Annotated in this window: 9 protein-coding genes; 6 read left to right on the forward strand and 3 right to left on the reverse strand. The window is 75.4% G+C overall.

Going from position 1 to position 16,761, the window contains the following annotated elements; genetic code table 11:
* Position 1: 1 nt before the first annotated feature.
* Both FS882_RS16560 and FS882_RS16565 read right to left on the reverse strand, forming a co-directional pair.
* The gene (locus FS882_RS16560; protein WP_158374648.1) at positions 2 to 991 is read right to left on the reverse strand and encodes an electron transfer flavoprotein subunit alpha/FixB family protein; all 990 of its coding nucleotides are present in this window, start codon (positions 989 to 991) and stop codon (positions 2 to 4) included.
* A complete protein-coding gene (locus FS882_RS16565; RefSeq protein ID WP_158374650.1) occupies positions 991 to 1,824 on the reverse strand; it encodes an electron transfer flavoprotein subunit beta/FixA family protein in 834 nt (277 codons plus the stop codon). The genes FS882_RS16560 and FS882_RS16565 overlap by 1 nt, the downstream gene beginning before the upstream one ends.
* Before the next feature lie 123 nt (positions 1,825 to 1,947).
* On the opposite strand from FS882_RS16565, the gene glgX reads away from it, so the two are divergent.
* Positions 1,948 to 4,290, forward strand: coding sequence for a glycogen debranching protein GlgX (gene glgX, locus FS882_RS16570; RefSeq protein WP_158374652.1), 2,343 nt, complete (start codon positions 1,948 to 1,950; stop codon positions 4,288 to 4,290).
* Positions 4,291 to 4,352: 62 nt separating this feature from the next.
* Here glgX and glgP read toward each other — a convergent pair whose 3' ends face one another.
* Positions 4,353 to 6,935 carry an alpha-glucan family phosphorylase gene (gene glgP, locus FS882_RS16575; RefSeq protein ID WP_158374654.1) on the reverse strand — a complete coding sequence of 861 codons (2,583 nt, stop codon included), beginning with the start codon at positions 6,933 to 6,935 and terminating at the stop codon, positions 4,353 to 4,355.
* A 123-nt stretch (positions 6,936 to 7,058) separates the two neighbouring features.
* On the opposite strand from glgP, the gene FS882_RS16580 reads away from it, so the two are divergent.
* From FS882_RS16580 to glgB, 5 genes are all read left to right on the forward strand, one after another.
* Positions 7,059 to 9,308, forward strand: coding sequence for a maltotransferase domain-containing protein (locus FS882_RS16580; protein WP_410053293.1), 2,250 nt, complete (start codon positions 7,059 to 7,061; stop codon positions 9,306 to 9,308).
* A 143-nt stretch (positions 9,309 to 9,451) separates the two neighbouring features.
* A complete protein-coding gene (gene treS / locus FS882_RS16585; RefSeq protein ID WP_410053294.1) occupies positions 9,452 to 11,146 on the forward strand; it encodes a maltose alpha-D-glucosyltransferase in 1,695 nt (564 codons plus the stop codon).
* Complete coding sequence (locus tag FS882_RS16590) at positions 11,143 to 12,522, forward strand: maltokinase N-terminal cap-like domain-containing protein (protein ID WP_158374658.1); 1,380 nt, start codon at positions 11,143 to 11,145, stop codon at positions 12,520 to 12,522. Before treS ends, FS882_RS16590 begins: the two co-directional genes overlap by 4 nt.
* A gap of 58 nt (positions 12,523 to 12,580) precedes the next feature.
* Positions 12,581 to 13,237, forward strand: coding sequence for an SGNH/GDSL hydrolase family protein (locus tag FS882_RS16595; protein WP_158374660.1), 657 nt, complete (start codon positions 12,581 to 12,583; stop codon positions 13,235 to 13,237).
* 73 nt (positions 13,238 to 13,310) lie between these two features.
* Positions 13,311 to 15,494, forward strand: a complete 2,184-nt coding sequence (gene glgB / locus FS882_RS16600) for a 1,4-alpha-glucan branching protein GlgB (protein ID WP_158374662.1) — start codon at positions 13,311 to 13,313, stop codon at positions 15,492 to 15,494.
* Positions 15,495 to 16,761 lie beyond the last annotated feature (1,267 nt).

A 16,761-nucleotide genomic window follows, 5' to 3' on the forward strand; every position in this document is an offset into this window, starting at 1 on the left:
CTCAGCCCTGCCGCAGCCGGCGCAGCTCCTCGGTGACCTGGGGCAGGACGGTGAACAGGTCCCCGACGATCCCGTAGTCGGCGATCTCGAAGATGGGCGCCTCCGGGTCGGGGTTGACCGCCACGATCGTCCCGGACGCCTGCATGCCGCCGCGGTGGTGCACCGCCCCGGACACGCCCGCGCCGATGTACAGCCGCGGCGACACGGTCACCCCGGTCTGGCCGATCTGGGTCTCGTGCCCGATCCAGCCCTCGTCCGTCGCCACGCGGGTGGAACCGACCGCGCCGCCGACCTCGTCCGCGAGCGCCTCGATCGGCCCGAAGTCGCCCTCGGTGCCGCGCCCGCCCACGACCACGACGTCCGCCGACGACAGGTCCGGCCGGTCGGACGGCGCCGCCGGCGTGCGCCGCACGAGCGCGGCGCGGGTGGCCCGCTCCGAGACCGCGAGCGCGCGGGTGCGCACCTCGGGCGCGAGCGGCGCCGGCTCCTCGACGTGCCGGGACACCACGGCGCCGGCCTTGAGCAGCACGACGGCGAGGTCGGTCCGCACCGCGCACCGGGTGGTCCAGGTGCCGGCGAGCACCGTCTTGGCGGCGACGACCCGGCCCTCGGCGTCCCGCTCGACCGCGGCGGCGTCGGTGACGACGCCCGCGCCGGTCGCGACGGCCAGCCGGGCCGCGGCCTCCTTGTTCTCGAACGTCGACAGCGCGAGCAGCACCGTCGCGCCGGTGTCGCGCACGGCGTCGGCGATCGCCTCGGCCAGGACGGGCGTCAGGTGCGGCTCGACCGCGCCGGTGGACACCTGGTGCACGACGGCGACCCCGTGCCGGCCCAGGACCGGCAGGGCCGGGTCGACCGGCTCGTCGCCGACCCACAGGCCGTGCACCTCGCCGCCGTCGGCCAGGTCGCGGGCCGCGGTGGCCAGCTCCAGCACGCTGCCGCGCAGCGCGCCCGTCTCGGCGTGGTCCAGCAGGACGAGGACGGTGGCCATCAGAGGACCTCTCCGGTCGCGGGGGTCGTGCGGACCAGGTCGCGCTCCAGGAGCCACGCGGCGAGCCGCGCGCCCGCCTGGCCGTCGTCGGTGACCAGCACCCGGTCGGTGCGCGGGGGCCGGGGGGCGGCCTCGAGCACCTCCGTGCGGGCGCCGGCCGTGCCGACCGTCGCCGGGTCGATCCCGAGGTCCGCGAGCGTCAGGGTCTCGACCGGCTTCTTGCGGGCGGCCATGATCCCCTGGAAGTTCGGGTACCGCGGCTCGTTGGCGCGGTCGGTGACCGAGACCAGCGCGGGCAGCGGGGCGGTGAGCTCCTCGACGGCGTGGTCGAGGTCGCGGCGCACGGTCACTTCGCCGTCGGCGAGCGTGACCTCCGCCGCGAGGGTGAGCTGCGGCAGGTCGAGGGTCGCGGCGAGCGCGGCGGGCAGCAGCGAGGTGAGCCCGTCCAGCCCGGCCATGCCGGTGACCACGAGGTCGACCGGTGCCTGCTCCCCCAGCCGGCGCAGCACGGCGGCCAGCACCGTCGCGGTGCCGAACACGTCGGACCCGGCGACCGCGTCGTCCAGCACGTGCACGGCGGCGTCCGCGCCGAGCTGCAGGCCGCGGCGCACCGCGTCCTCGGCGTCGTCCGGGCCGACCGTCACCACGACGACCTCGGCGTCCTCGCCGGCGTCCCGGGCCTGCTCGGCCAGCACGACGGCGGCCTCGACGGCGTTCTCGTCCAGCTCGTTGATCGTGCCGTCGCCGCCGTCGCGCACGAGGCGCCCGTCGGGCCCCAGCGACCGCTCGGACTGGATGTCGGGCACGTGCTTCACGCACACCACGATTCTCACCTCGGAGACGTTACCCGCCCGGGGGGACGGGGTGCACGGGACCGGGTCCCGGGAACCGCCCGGACGCGGCCCGCCGCCGGACCCCCTGGTGGGGGGCCCGCACGGTGCGCGCGCCGGGCCACAATGGGGCCTGTGACCGCCGCCGCCCCGCACCCCGGACCGCCGCCCCGCCTCGGGGTGCACGCGACCGACGACGGCGTCGAGGTCGGCGTGCTCGCCCCGCACGCCGAGGCGGTCGACCTGTGCCTGCTCGACCCCGACCCCACGGCCCCCACCGGCTGGGCGGAGCGCCGCGTCCGGCTCGACGGCCCGGACCTCGGCGTGTTCTCCGCCCGCGTCCCGGGCGTGCGGCCCGGCCAGCGGTACGGCCTGCGCGCCCACGGCCCGTGGGACCCGGGCGCCGGCCTGCGGTACAACCCGGCGAAGCTGCTGGTGGACCCGTACGCCCGCGGCCTGGTGGGCGAGGTGGACCACGGCCCGGCGACGTACGGCCACGTCGTCGACGACGCGCTGCGGGGCGACCCGTCCGGAGAGCCCGACCCCCGCGACTCGGTCGCGCACGTGCCGCACGCCGTCGTCCTCGACCGCCGGCCCGGGCGGCGCGGGGCCGGCGACGCCGTCGACCCGGCGGCCAACCGGCCGCACACGCCCTGGACGGACACCGTCGTCTACGAGGCGCACGTCAAGGGCCTCACCGTCCGGCACCCCGACCTGCCGCCGCACCTGCGGGGCACGTACGCGGCGCTCGGGCACCCGGTCGTCGTCGAGCACCTGAGGGCGCTCGGCGTCACCGCGCTGGAGCTGCTGCCGGTGCACGCGTTCTCCTCCGAGCCGCACCTGGTGCAGCGCGGCCTGACCAACTACTGGGGCTACAGCACCCTCGGGTTCTTCGCCCCGCACGCCCCCTACGCCACGGCCGCCGCGCGCGCCGCCGGCCCCGCCGCCGTGCTGGAGGAGCTCCGCACGGCGGTGCACGCGCTGCACGAGGCCGGGATCGAGGTGCTGCTCGACGTCGTGTACAACCACACCTGCGAGGGCGGGCTCCCGGGTCAGCACCTGTCCTGGCGCGGCCTGGACTCCGCGGTCTACTACCGGCACGACGGCGCCCACCCCGCGGCCCTGGCCGACGTCACGGGCACCGGCAACACGCTCGACTTCCGCCGGCCGGAGGTGGTCCGGCTCGCGCTCGACTCGCTGCGCTACTGGGCTCAGGAGGTGGGCGTCGACGGCTTCCGGTTCGACCTGGCCGTGACCCTCGGGCGCGGGCACACCGGCTTCGACCCGGACCATCCGTTCCTGGTCGCGGCCGCCACGGACCCCGCCCTGCACGGCCTCAAGCTGATCGCGGAGCCGTGGGACGTCGGGCCGGGCGGGTGGCGCACCGGCCAGTTCCCGATGCCGTTCGCCGAGTGGAACGACCGGTTCCGGAACTCCGTGCGGTCCTTCTGGCTCGCCGACCCCGCCCGCGCCGCGCACGGCCTGCCCGAGCACCGGGTCCGGGACCTCGCGACCCGCCTGGCCGGCTCCGTCGACCTGTTCGGCCGCTCGGACCCGCCGCTCGCCCGCGGGCCCCGCGCGTCGATCAACTACGTCACCGCCCACGACGGGTTCACGCTGGCCGACCTCGTGGCCTACGAGCACAAGCACAACGAGGCCAACGGCGAGCAGAACCGCGACGGCACCGACGACAACCGGTCCTGGAACCACGGCGTCGAGGGGCACGTCGCCGCCGACTCCGTGGCCGCCGACATCGTGCCGCTGCGCCGCCGGTCGATCCGGAACGTGCTCGCCACCCTGCTGCTGTCCGCGGGAACGCCGATGATCACGGCCGGCGACGAGCTCGGCCGCACCCAGCACGGCAACAACAACGCCTACTGCCAGGACTCCCCGCTGTCCTGGGTCTCGTGGGACCTCGCGCCGTGGCGGCGGGACCTGCTCGCCACGGCGCGGCACCTGACCGCCCTGCGGCGGACGCACCCGGCGCTGGGCAGCGCGCGGTTCTTCACCGGGCGCGCCGGGCCGGACGGGCGGCCGGACCTGGCGTGGTTCGACCCCGCGGGGGCGCTGTTCACCCACGAGCGGTGGCACGACGCCGACCTGCGCACCCTGCAGATGCTCCGGGTCGCGGGCGACGACGCGGTGCTGCTCGTGATCAACGGGTCGCTGGACCCGGTCGACGTCGTGCTCGCGGACCCGGCCCCGGGCGGCGTCGAGCACGGCGGCGCGGGCGGGACGGCCGACCGCGGCGCGGGCGACGGCTGGACCGCCGGCGGCTGGGCCGGCGGCGAGGCGACGACCGGCGACGGCGTCACCACGCCCGAGCCGGCGACGTGGCGGCTCGCGTGGGACTCCACGTGGGAGCACCCGGCCGACGCGGACGCGGCCGCGCTCACCGGCAACCACCACCAGGAGGCGGGCACCCGCGCCGCCCTGGAGCCCCTGAGCCTGCGCGTCTACGTGGCCTGACCCCCGACCGGCGCGAGCCCTCGCCGCCGGGTCGTCCCGGGGCGAGGGCTCGCGGCGCGGGGTCAGCCCGCGTTCGCCACCAGGCCGACCTCGGCGACCGACGCCAGGCCGTCGTGCCGCGGCACGACCCGGACGCTGTACCCGAAGGGCCCCGACGAGTCGAGCACCACGTCGCCGGCGAACCCGTACCGCCCGCCCTCGTAGGTGTCCGCGAGCGCCAGCGGGTCGACCGCGAACCCGTGCAGCTCGTCGGCCTCGGAGACCTTCCCGTGCACGACCTGCACCTCGACGTCCTCCGGGGACAGGTCGCCGAGCGCCACGTACGCGCGCACGTGCAGCGTGTCGCCCACCTGCGGCACCTCGCCGACCCCGCCGGACTCGACGTGGTCGACCCGCACGTGCTGCCAGCCGGTCCGCACCCGCCCCTTCCAGGCCGCGAGCTCGCGCGCCCCCGCGAAGCCCGCGTCGCCCGCGAGCGCCCGACCGGCGACGGCCGCCGGCACGTACAGCCGCTCGACGTAGTCGGCGACCATCCGGGTGGCCTGCACCTTCGGGCCGAGCGTGGCCAGCGTGTGCCGGACCATCTCGAGCCACCGGCCGGGCAGCCCGCGCTCGTCGCGGTCGTAGAACCGCGGCGCCACCTGGTGCTCGATGAGCTCGTACAGCGCGGCGGCCTCGAGGTCGTCGCGCCGGTCGGGGTCCTCGACGCCGTCGGCCGTCGGGATCGCCCACCCGTTCTCGCCGTCGAACCACTCGTCCCACCACCCGTCCAGGATGGACAGGTTGAGCCCGCCGTTCAGCGCGGCCTTCATGCCGGACGTGCCGCACGCCTCGAGCGGGCGCAGCGGGTTGTTCAGCCACACGTCGCAGCCCGGGTACAGGGTCTGGGCCATCGCGATGTCGTAGTTCGGCAGGAACACGATGCGGTGCCGCACGCCCGCGTCGTCGGCGAACCGGACGAGCTGCTGGATGAGCCGCTTGCCCTGGTCGTCGGCCGGGTGCGACTTGCCGGCGATGACCAGCTGCACCGGGCGCTCGGGGTGGGTGAGCAGGGCGCGCAGCCGCTCGGGGTCGCGCAGCATGAGCGTGAGCCGCTTGTAGGTCGGCACCCGGCGGGCGAACCCGATGGTCAGCACGTCGGGCGAGAGCACGTCGTCGACCCAGCCGAGCTCGGCCGGGCTCGCGCCGCGCTGCGCCCAGGAGTGCCGCACCCGACGCCGGGCGTCCGCGACCAGCTGCGCGCGCAGGGTCCGGCGCAGCGCCCACAGCTCCTCGTCCGTGATCGCGTCCGTGCGCAGCCAGCCGACGCCCGCCGCGATCTCCTCCCCGGACAGCCGATCGGCCGCGAGGTCGGACAGCCGGCGGTCGACCCAGGTCGGCGCGTGCACGCCGTTGGTGACCGAGGTGATCGGCACCTCGACGTCGTCGAAGCCCGGCCACAGGCCGTTGAACATGCCGCGGGACACCTCGCCGTGCAGCAGCGAGACGCCGTTGGCGCGCCCGCCGAGCCGCAGGCCCATGACGGCCATGTTGAACATCGTCGGGTCGCCGCCCGGGTAGTCCTCGGCGCCGAGCGCGAGCACGCGCTCCACCGGGACGCCCGCCGCGGCGTTCGCCCCGCCGAAGTACTGCTGGACGAGCGCGGCGTCGAACCGGTCGATGCCGGCGGGAACCGGGGTGTGGGTGGTGAACACGGTCGCGGCGCGCACCGCCTCCAGCGCCTCGTCGAAGCCGAGCCCCGCGCCGGTGACCAGCTCGCGGATCCGCTCGACGCCGAGGAACCCGGCGTGGCCCTCGTTGGTGTGGTAGACCTCCGGCTCCGGCGCGCCGGTCAGCCGGGACCACACGCGCAGCGCGCGGACGCCGCCCACGCCGAGCAGCAGCTCCTGCTGCAGCCGGTGCTCGCCGCCGCCGCCGTACAGCCGGTCGGTGACCTTGCGGGCGGCCTCGTCGTTCTCGGGCACGTCGGAGTCGAGCAGCAGCAGCGGCACGCGGCCGACCGTCGCGGTCCAGACGTGCGCGTGCAGCGTGCGGTCGCCCGGCAGCGCGATCGACACGACCGCGGGGGTGCCGTCCTGCTCGCGGACCAGGGTGAGCGGCATGCCGTCGGGGTCGAGCAGCGGGTAGGTCTCTTGCTGCCAGCCGTCCCGGGTGAGCGACTGCTTGAAGTAGCCCGCGCCGTAGAGCAGCCCGACGCCGATCACCGGCACGCCCAGGTCGGACGCGCTCTTCAGGTGGTCGCCGGCCAGGATGCCGAGGCCGCCGGAGTACTGCGGCAGCACGGCGGTGATGCCGAACTCCGGGGAGAAGTAGCCGATCGCGGCGGGCAGCGACGGGTCGGAGGCCTGCCGGCGCTGGTACCAGCGCGGGGCCTCCAGGTACTCGTGCAGGTCCGCCGTCGCGGCGCGCACCGCGGCCACGACGTCGGGGTCGGCGGCCAGCTCCGCCAGCCGCTCGGGCCGCAGGGCGCCGAGCAGCGCGACCGGGTCGCCGTGCACCTCGTCCCACAGCGCGGGGTCGATGCGGGCGAACAGGTCGCGGGTCGGCGCGTGCCAGGACCAGCGCAGGTTGTGGGCGAGCTCGTCCAGGTCGGCGAGCTCGGCGGGCAGCGAGGTGCGGACGGTGAATCGGCGGATGGCTCTCACCCGACCGAGCCTAGGCACTGCGGGGCCGCCGCGAACAGCACCTCGGTCCCATTCGGTGCCCGTCACCCGGCAGGTGGGCCGTACGGATGGCTGGGCCCGGCACCAGTGGATAGGTTCGATCCCGTGACGTCGACACCCTCGCCGCGCCAGCCCGCTTCCCGTCCCGCCCGGCCGTCACGCGCGACCCCCGCGGCCGCCGACGTGCCGCCCCCCACGACCTCCGCCCCGGTGCCCGGACCAGGTCCGGCCGCGCCCGCAGCCGCGGCGCCCGAGGCCCCCGCGCCGACCCGCCGCGCCCGGAAGGCGGCGAGCCCCGCCAAGGCCGTCGCCACCGCCGAGGCGGTCGCCGAGGCGGCCCGCCCCGGCCGCGCGCCCATCGGCCGCATCCCGGTCGTGGACGTCTCCCCCGTCGCCGAGGCGGGCCGCTGGCCCGCCAAGGCCACGGTCGGCGAGGCGGTGCCGATCCGCGCCACCGTGTTCCGCGAGGGGCACGACGCCTGCGCCGCGACCGCGGTGCTCGTCGGCCCCGACGGCACGGACCGCGCCCGGGCGACGATGGTGGACATCGCCCCCGGCCTGGACCGGTACGAGGCCCGCCTGGTGCCCGACGAGGCCGGGACGTGGGGCTTCCGCGTCGAGGGCTGGTCCGACCCGTTCGGCACCTGGGCGCACGACGCGCCGCTCAAGGTCGGCGCGGGCGTGGACGTCGAGCTCGTGCTCGAGGAGGGCGCCCGCCTGCTGGCCCGCGCCGCCGACCGCACCGCCGACGACGCCGGGGCCGCGATCCCGGAGGCGGACGCGCGGGTGCTGCGCGACGCCGCGACCGCGCTGCGGGACGACTCCCGCCCCGCCGAGGCCCGCCTGGCCGCCGGCCTGTCCGCCGAGGTGCGGGCGGCGCTCGCGGCCCACCCGGTGCGCGAGCTCGTCAGCCCGTCGCCCACCTACCCGCTGGTCGTCGACCGCCCGCTGGCCCTGGCCGGCGCCTGGTACGAGATCTTCCCACGGTCGATCGGCGCCACCTACGACGACGCCACCGGCACCTGGACCACCGGCACGCTGCGCACCGCCGCCGAGGACCTGCCGCGGATCGCCGGCCTCGGGTTCGACGTCGTCTACCTGACGCCGATCCACCCGATCGGCACCACGCACCGCAAGGGCCGCAACAACACCCTGGACGCGAGGCCGGGCGACCCGGGCTCGCCGTACGCGATCGGCTCCCCGGACGGCGGGCACGACGCGATCGACCCGTCGCTGGGCACGTTCGAGGACTTCGACGCGTTCGTCGCCGCAGCCCGCGACCAGGGCCTGGAGGTGGCGCTCGACCTCGCGCTGCAGTGCTCCCCCGACCACCCGTGGGTCACCGAGCACCCGGAGTGGTTCACCACGCGGCTCGACGGGACGATCGCGTACGCGGAGAACCCGCCGAAGAAGTACCAGGACATCTACCCCCTGAACTTCGACAACGACCCGGAGGGCATCGCGCGGGAGATCCGGCGCGTCCTGCAGGTCTGGATCGACCACGGCGTCACCGCGTTCCGCGTGGACAACCCGCACACCAAGCCGCTGTCGTTCTGGCAGTGGCTGCTGGCCGACGTCCGTGCCGCGCACCCCGACGTGGTGTTCCTGTCCGAGGCGTTCACCCGCCCGGCGATGATGCTCAACCTGGCGCGGGTCGGCTTCCACCAGTCGTACACGTACTTCACCTGGCGGAACACCAAGGAGGAGGTCGCCGAGTACCTCGCCGAGGTGTCCGGCGAGCAGGGGTCGTGGATGCGGCCGTCGTTCTGGCCGACGACCCACGACATCCTCACGCCGTACATGCAGACCGGCGGCACCGCCGGCTTCGCGGTGCGGGCGGTGCTCGCGGCGCTCGGCTCGCCGACCTGGGGCATCTACTCCGGCTACGAGCTCGTCGAGGACGTGCCGCGGCCCGGGGTCGAGGAGCAGATCGACAACGAGAAGTACGAGTTCAAGCCCCGCGACTGGGCGGCCGCGGAGCCGCTCGGCATCGCGCGGCTGCTGCGCTCGCTGAACGAGATCCGCCGGGCGCACCCCGCGCTGCGCCAGCTGCGCAACCTCACGGTGCACCCGACGTCGGACCCGTCGCTGGTCGCGTTCTCCCGGCACCTGCCCGCCGGCCTGTCCCCGACCGGCCGGCCCGACACGGTGCTGGTCGTCGTGAACCTCGACCCGCGGTCCGCGCACGACGGCGTGGTCGAGCTCGACCTGCCGGCCCTCGGGCTCGACCCGGACGCCCGGTTCGTCGCGCACGACGTGCTGTCCCAGGAGGTCTACGCCTGGGACGCCCGGCCCTGGGTGCGGCTCGACCCGTACAGCCGGGTCGCGCACGTGATCCAGGTGGAGCGGGTGTGACGCCGGCAGGGTCCGCGGGCGGCACGCCGGTGCCGTCCGCGACGGGGACCGTCCCGACGGTGACGGGCGCGGGCGGGCACGTCCCGCACGGCGCCGCGGCGACCGGTCCGGCCCCGGCCACCGGCGCCATCGCCCTCACCGCCCTGCCCGCGCGCCGGCAGCCGCCGGTGCCGGGCGCCGAGCAGGGCGGTCTGAGCGACGACCCCGAGTGGTACCGCACCGCGGTGTTCTACGAGGTGATGATCCGGTCGTTCTCCGACTCGGACGGCTCCGGCAGCGGCGACCTGCGCGGGCTCACCGCCCGGCTCGACTACCTCCAGTGGCTCGGCGTCGACTGCCTGTGGCTGCCGCCGTTCTACCCCTCGCCCCTGCGGGACGGCGGGTACGACGTCTCCGACTACACCGCGGTCGCCGCCCAGTACGGGACGATGGAGGACTTCACCGACCTGGTCGCCGCGGCGCACGAGCGCGGGATGCGGGTCGTCGTCGACCTCGTCATGAACCACTCCTCGGACCAGCACCCCTGGTTCCAGGCGTCCCGATCCGACCCCGACGGCCCGTACGGCGACTTCTACGTGTGGTCCGACGACAACACGAAGTACCAGGACGCGCGGATCATCTTCGTCGACACCGAGACGTCCAACTGGACCTTCGACCCGGTGCGCCGGCAGTACTTCTGGCACCGGTTCTTCAGCCACCAGCCCGACCTGAACTTCGACAACCCGCGGGTCGTCGAGGCGATGTTCGACGTGGCGCGGTTCTGGCTGCGGGTCGGCGTCGACGGCTTCCGGCTGGACGCGGTCCCCTACCTGTTCGAGCGGGACGGCACCAACTGCGAGAACCTCCCGGAGACCCACCGGTTCCTGCGGGACCTGCGCGCGATGATCGACCGGGAGTTCCCGGGCCGGATCATGCTGGCCGAGGCCAACCAGTGGCCCGAGGACGTCGTGCACTACTTCGGCACCGAGTCCGAGCCCGAGTGCCACATGTGCTTCCACTTCCCGGTCATGCCGCGGATCTACTACTCGCTGCGCGACCAGCGGGCCACGTCGATCGTCGACATCCTCGCCGACACCCCCGCCATCCCCGGCGGCGGCCAGTGGAGCACGTTCCTGCGGAACCACGACGAGCTGACGCTCGAGATGGTGTCCACCGAGGAGCGCGCGTCCATGTACGGCTGGTACGCGCCGGACTCCCGGATGCGCGCCAACATCGGCATCCGGCGGCGGCTCGCGCCGCTGCTCGACGACTCCCGCAAGGAGATCGAGCTCGCGCACGCCCTGCTGCTGTCCCTGCCGGGTTCGCCGTGCCTGTACTACGGCGACGAGATCGGCATGGGCGACAACATCTGGCTCGCCGACCGGGACGCGGTGCGGACCCCGATGCAGTGGACGCCCGACCGCAACGCCGGGTTCTCGACGTCCGACCCCGGCAAGCTCTACCTCCCGGTGATCCAGTCGCTGGTGCACCACTACAACAACGTGAACGTCGAGGCGCAGCTCGCGCAGACCACCTCGCTGCTGCACTGGGTGCGCGGCATGCTCATGGTCCGGCGGCAGCACCCGGCGCTCGGGAGGGGCACGTTCGAGGTGGCGCCGGGCGACAACGACGCGGTGCTCTCGTTCCTGCGGCGCGGCCCGGACGAGACGCTGCTCGTCGTCGCGAACCTCGCCTCCACGGCGCGGGCGACGACCGTGCGGCTCCCGCCCGACCTCGCGGGCGCCGAGCTGCGGGACGTGTTCGGCGGAGCCCCGTTCCCGCCCGTCGGCGCCGACGGGACGGCCTCCTTCACCCTGGGCTCGCGCGACTTCTACTGGCTGGCGGTGACGACGGCATGACCGAGCGACGAGTGGCCCACGAGGACCGCGACGACGCGCTGGCCGCGCTGCTGGCGCCCTGGCTCCCGGGCCGGCGCTGGTTCCCGATCAAGGGCGTGGACGCCCGGGTCACCGCGATCGGGGGGCTGTCGCTGACGGACCCGGAGGGCACCGCGACCGTGCGGCTCCTGCTGCTGCGCGCCGAGGGCGGCGGCACCGGTGCCGTGCTGCAGGTGCCCGTGGTGCTGGGCGTCGACGTGGCCGACGGCGACGCCGCGCTGGTCGGACGCCTGCCCGACGGCACCGCCGTCGTCGACGGCGCCGGGCGGCCGGAGTTCGAGCGTGCCTGGCTCGCCGAGGCCGACCGGCCCGACGGCGACGCGCCGGCGCCGGCCGACGCCCTGGGCACCCCGAAGGTGGTGCCCGGCGAGCAGTCCAACACCTCCGTCATCCTGCCCGGGGCGGGACCCGACGGCAGCACCGCGATGCTCAAGGTGTTCCGCGGGCTCACCGAGGGCGACAACCCCGACGTCGACGTGCCGCGGGCCCTCGCCGAGGTCGGCTGGACGCACGTCCCGCGGCCGCTCGCCTGGCTCGGTGCCGAGTGGCCGGACGGGGACGGCACGGCCCACGGGCACCTCGGGGTGCTCAGCGCCTTCGTGCCGGGCGCCCAGGACGGCTTCGAGCTCGCGTGCGACCTCGCGCGGCGCGGTGAGTCGTTCGCCGACCTCGCCGAGGACCTCGGGGAGGTCGTCGGGCAGATGCACCGGGCGCTCGCGCGGGCGCTGCCGGACGACGTGCTCCCCGCGGCCGAGGCGAGCACCGCCCCGTCCGGGCGGCACGCCGCCGACCCCGAGCCCGGCCTGTCCCCCGCCGCCGCCCGGGTGGCCGACGCGCTCGCCGCCCGGTTCGCCTGGGCCAGCGGGATCGTTCCCGAGCTCGCCGGGTTCGCCGACCCGGTCGCCGCCCTCGCCGAGCGGACCCGGCTGCTCGCCGACGTCCCGCACCGGCAGCGCGTGCACGGCGACCTGCACCTCGGCCAGGTGCTGCGCGGGGACGAGACCTGGTACGTCCTCGACTTCGAGGGCGAGCCCCTGCTCCCCGTCGCCCAGCGCACCCGGCCGGACCTCGCGCTCCGCGACGCCGCGGGCATGCTCCGGTCGTTCGACTACGCCGCGGCGGTCGGCGGCGCGCCCGCCGCGTGGACCGAGGTCGCACGCGCCGCGTTCCTCGCGGGCTACTCCGCCGAGAGCACGGACCTGGATCCCGGCACCCGGGCGCACCTGCTGCGGGTGCTCGAGCTCGACAAGGCGCTGTACGAGGCCGTGTACGAGGCGCGCAACCGGCCGGACTGGCTGCCGATCCCGCTCGCGGGGGTGCAGCGGCTGATCGGCTGACGCCGGGCGCGGGGCTCGCCGCGCCCGGTCGCCGGGCGCGGCTGGCAGACTGCCGGGCGTGAGCCCCGCGACCCCGGCCGGCGCGCCCGGCGTTCCCGATCCCGCACCGACCCACGTCCTGCTGGTCGGCGACTCCGTCACCGACTGCGGCCGGCGCGCCGACCCGGAGCACCTGGGCGACGGCTACGTCCGGCTGCTCGCCGAGGGACCGCTGAGCGGGTGCCGGGTCACCAACCGCGGCGTCGGGGGCGACCGGGCCGCCGACCTGGCGGCGCGGTGGGACGACGACGTCCTGGCCGAGCGCCCCGACGTCCTGTCCGTCGCCGTGGGCGTCAACGACACCTGGCGCCGCTACGACCGCGGCGCCGTCACCGCGCCCGAGGCGTTCGAGGCGACCTATCGCGCCCTGCTCGGGTCCGCGCTCGCCGCCGGGGTGCGCCGCCTGGTGCTCGTCGAGCCGTTCGTCCTGCCCGTGACCGCCGAGCAGGAGCGGTGGTGGGACGAGGACCTGGGCGCGAAGGTCGCCGTCGTGCACCGGCTCGCCGCCGAGCACGGTGCCGTCCTCGTCCCGGCCGGGACCCACCTCGCGGCCCTCGCGGCAGAGCACGGCGCCGCGGCGCTGGCCGCCGACGGCGTGCACCCGACGCCCGCCGGGCACCGTGCGCTGGCGGACCTGTGGTGGGCCGCCGCGGGCGGGGCGGTCCTGCGGGACTGACCGTGCCGGCGCCGCGCGCCCGTGCGTCCGGTTCCTGGCTGCGCGAACGCCCCGGTGGTGGTTGGGTGGGCACATGAACCGCCCGGCCGAGACGTCGCCCGTCACCGTCGACCACGACACCCTGCGCGCCGTCGCGTCCGGCACGCACCACGACCCGCACTCCGTGCTGGGCGCCCACCTGACCCCGAGCGGGCTCGTGGTGCGGACCCTGCGCCCGCTCGCCGACGCCGTCGAGGTGGTCACCGCCACCGGCAGCACGCCGGCCGAGCACGAGCAGGACGGCATCTGGGTCGCGGTCCTCCCCGAGACGCAGGTGGTCGACTACCGCCTCGACGTCACCTACGGCGCGGACACCCAGCGGGTCGACGACCCGTACCGCTACCTGCCCACCGTGCAGGAGCTCGACCGGCACCTCATCCGCGAGGGCCGGCACGAGCAGCTGTGGACCGTCCTCGGCGCCAACGTGCACCGGTACCCCGGCACGCTCGGCGAGGTCACCGGCACCGCGTTCGCCGTGTGGGCGCCCAACGCGCGCGCCGTCCGGGTCGTCGGCGACTTCAACCACTGGCAGGGCGCCCAGCACGCCATGCGCTCGCTCGGCGACTCGGGCGTCTGGGAGCTGTTCGTCCCGGGCGTCGGCGCCGGCACCCGGTACAAGTTCGAGATCGGCGCTCCTGACGGCACGTGGCGGCAGAAGGCCGACCCGCTCGCCAAGGGCACCGAGGTCCCGCCGGCCACGGCGTCCGTCGTCGTGGAGTCCGACTTCACCTGGGGCGACCAGGAGTGGATCGACCACCGCCGCTCGCACGACCCGCACTCCGGGCCCATGAGCATCTACGAGGTGCACCTCGGCTCCTGGCGGCAGGGCCTGTCCTACCAGGAGCTCGCCGAGCAGCTGACCGCGTACGTCCTCGAGATGGGCTTCACCCACGTCGAGTTCCTGCCGGTGTCCGAGCACCCGTTCGGCGGCTCCTGGGGCTACCAGGTGTCGTCGTACTACGCGCCGACCTCCCGGTTCGGCCACCCCGACGACTTCCGGCACCTCGTCGACACCCTGCACCGCGCCGGCATCGGCGTCCTGCTCGACTGGGTCCCCGCGCACTTCCCCAAGGACGAGTGGGCCCTCGCCCGTTTCGACGGCACCCCGCTGTACGAGCACCCGGACCCGCAGCGCGGCGAGCAGCTCGACTGGGGCACCTACGTCTTCAACTTCGGCCGCAACGAGGTGAAGAACTTCCTCGTCGCCAACGCCACCTACTGGCTCGAGGAGTTCCACGCCGACGGCCTGCGCGTCGACGCCGTGGCGTCGATGCTCTACCTCGACTACTCGCGCGAGCCCGGCCAGTGGACCCCGAACGTGCACGGCGGCCGCGAGAACCTCGAGGCGATCGCGTTCCTCCAGGAGGCCAACGCCACCGCGTACCGTCGCACCCCGGGCGTCATGATGATCGCCGAGGAGTCCACCGCCTGGCCGGGTGTGACCACCCCGACGAGCGGCGGCGGCCTCGGCTTCGGCCTGAAGTGGAACATGGGCTGGATGAACGACACGCTCCGGTACCTGGCGGAGCTGCCGATCAACCGCCGCTACCACCACCACGAGGCGACCTTCTCGCTCGTGTACGCCTTCTCCGAGCAGTTCGTCCTGCCGATCAGCCACGACGAGGTCGTCCACGGCAAGGGCTCCGTCATGCGCAAGATGCCCGGCGACGACTGGCAGCAGCGCGCCGGCGTCCGGGCCCTGCTCGCCTACCAGTGGTCGCACCCTGGCAAGCAGCTCATCTTCATGGGCACCGAGTTCGCGCAGGGCACCGAGTGGGCCGAGTCCCGGTCCCTCGACTGGTACCTGCTCGACCACGCCCCGCACCGCGGCGTCCAGTCCGCCGTCCGCGACCTCAACCGGTTCTACCGGTCCCACTCCGCCATGTGGGCGCTCGACCACTCCCCCCAGGGGTTCGAGTGGATCGACGCGAACGACGCCGACCGCAACGTCCTCGCGTACCTGCGCCGGGACGACCGCGGCAACGTCGTCGCGGTCGTCGCGAACTTCTCCGGCGTCCCGCACGAGGACTACCGCCTGGCGCTCCCCCAGGGCGGCACCTGGATCGAGGCCCTCAACACCGACGCCGAGGAGTACGGCGGCTCGGGCGTGGGCAACCTCGGCCAGGTCCAGGCGCGTCCCGAGCCGCACCACGGCAGGGCGTTCTCGGCGACCCTGCGCGTCCCGCCCCTGGGCGTCCTCTACCTCGTCCCGGCGTGACCGGGGCCCGTCCTCGGCTCGCGCCTGCCTGTCGCGACCAGACCTGTCCCGGCCACGCCTGACCTCGCACGTCCAGACCTGTCCCGGCCACGCCCGACCAGACCTGTCCCGGCTCCGCCTGGCTTGGCACGATCAGGCCCGTCCCGGTCTCGCCTGACCTCGCACGCCCAGACCCGTCCGGCCTCGCCTGACCCCGCACGATCAGACCCGTCCGGCCCCGCCTGAGCCCGCACGACCAGACCCGTCCGGCCCCGCCTGACCCCGCACGACCAGACCCGTCCGGCCTCGCCTGACCCCGCACGATCAGACCCGTCCGGCCTCGCCTGACCTCGCACGATCAGACCTGACCCGGGCTCGCCCACCCCGATGCCAGCCGGCCTGACCCTCACGGCGGCTGACCAGACCCGCCTGCGGTCCCGCCCGGCCGCCCCGCCCGTACCCGGCCCGGCCCTAGACCCCCCGCTCCGCGCCCACACGCACTCCATCGCCGATCGACGCCCCCCGCGAGGCCGCGCCCCCCGCCGTCGCCCGGCAGCGCCCGTCACGCCGGGGCACGCCGGCCGCCGAGACTGCACTTCGCGTCTTTGAGTTCGTCGTCGAGGACAGTCAGGAGATGGAGACTCGGCGTGCTGTCCGGGGGTGGGGTGTCCGGGGATGCGGCGAGCGTGGGTGGGCGCGGGGCGCGGGCGGCGCGGGTGCGCGTCGCCACGTGTCGTCGCCGTGCACGGTCGCGTAGGCGTCGGCCCCCCAGCACCGCGGGCGGACGTGCGCGGCCGGGCGTCAGCACCGAGCGTGCAGAAGGTGCTGCTCGCCGTCCCTCGAAGCCGGCATCTGCTGCGTGCTCGGCGCACCCGGAAAGGGGTGAGAACTGCGACCGTGCCCGGCGCCTGAGTGTGGCCCTTCGCGCCGGGTCGTGCGCCCAGAGCCCCTCGCGCAGGGCCGCGCACGCAGAGCTCGGCGAGCCGGCCCGTGCGCCCAGGGCCCCTCGCGCCGGGCCGCGCACGCAGAGCTCGTCGAGCCGGCCCGTGCGCCCAGGGCCCCTCGCGCCGGGCTGTGCGCCCAGGGCGCTTCGAGCCGCGCGGCCAGGACGTTCAGAGCCGGGCCGCGCACGCAGAGCCCGTCGGGCCGGGTCGCAGGACTCGGATACTTCTGACCGGGCCGGGCGTCAGGGCGTGCTGCGCACTCAGGTGGGGAAACAGAAAGAGCCACCCCCGGAGGGGTGGCTCTTTCTGAAATGATGTCCGGCGGCGTCCTACTCTCCCACACC

This window comes from Cellulosimicrobium cellulans (assembly GCF_007679345.1).
GTDB lineage: Bacteria > Actinomycetota > Actinomycetes > Actinomycetales > Cellulomonadaceae > Cellulomonas > Cellulomonas cellulans_A.